Source organism: Clavibacter lycopersici, assembly GCF_003576405.1.
In the GTDB taxonomy this organism is placed as follows: Bacteria; Actinomycetota; Actinomycetes; order Actinomycetales; family Microbacteriaceae; genus Clavibacter; species Clavibacter lycopersici.
Genome location: NZ_QWGT01000443.1, coordinates 1 through 941 on the forward strand (window position 1 = coordinate 1; position 941 = coordinate 941).

Here is a 941-nt window from a genome sequence, read left to right on the forward strand (position 1 = left end):
TGAGGAGGGCGCCGGAGCGTCCGGCCTCGGCGGCGAGCAGCGCGGCCTTGCCGCCGGGGCCTGCGCAGAGGTCGAGCCAGCGCTCGCCGGGGGTGACGGGCCGGGCGCGGCTGAGCGCGAGGGCGGCGAGCTGGGATCCCTCGTCCTGCACGCGGACGCGGCCCTCCGCGACGCCGGGCGCGTCCATCGGGTCACCGCCCTCGAGGTATGCGCCGACGGGCGAGAACGCGGCGGGCTGCTCGCCGGTCTCCGCGACGGTGGCGAGGCCCGGGAGCGCGACGAGGCTGACGGCGGGCGCGGCGTTGTCGGCGCGCAGCAGGTCCTCGAGCTCGTCGGCGCGGCCCTCGCGGGCGAGCGCCTGGCGGAGGGCGCGCAGCACCCAGAGCGGGTGCGAGTGCTCGAGGGCGAGGCGCTCGTCGTCGCTCGCGGCGCTGTCGAGGACGCGCTGCCGCCACCCGTCGGGCTCGGTGCGCGTGATGGTGCGGAGCACGCCGTTGACGAAGCCCGTCGCGGACCGGGATCCGACCGCGCGGGCCATGTCGACGCCCTCGTTGACGGCCGCATGCGTGGCGACGCGCATGCTGAGGAGCTGGTGCACCGAGAGGCGGAGCACGTCGAGGATCGGCGCGTCGATCGCCGTGACGGGACGCCCGGCGGCCAGCTCGATCACGCGGTCGTAGTACCCGGACATGCGGAGCGTGCCGTAGGTCAGCTCGGTGGCGAGGGCGGCGTCCTGCGCGCTGAGGGCGGCGCGGCGGATCTTGACGGGCAGCAGCAGGTTCGCGTACGCGTCCGACTCGCGGACGGCGCTGATCACCTCGTAGGCGACGCGGCGGGCGGGGCTCACGGTGGCGGGGCCGCCGACCGCCTCGCGGCGCTCGGCGGGACGGGCGCCGCGGTCGTCGGGGCGGCGGGTGCCCCCGGTGCGGCGCGGGCCGCCG

1 protein-coding gene is annotated in these 941 nt (G+C 78.0%); it reads right to left on the bottom strand.

The window, feature by feature from the left end:
• Positions 1 to 941, bottom strand: a 941-nt coding sequence (locus DZG00_RS15830; protein WP_375342514.1) for a transcription antitermination factor NusB, incomplete at both ends; no start/stop codon positions are given.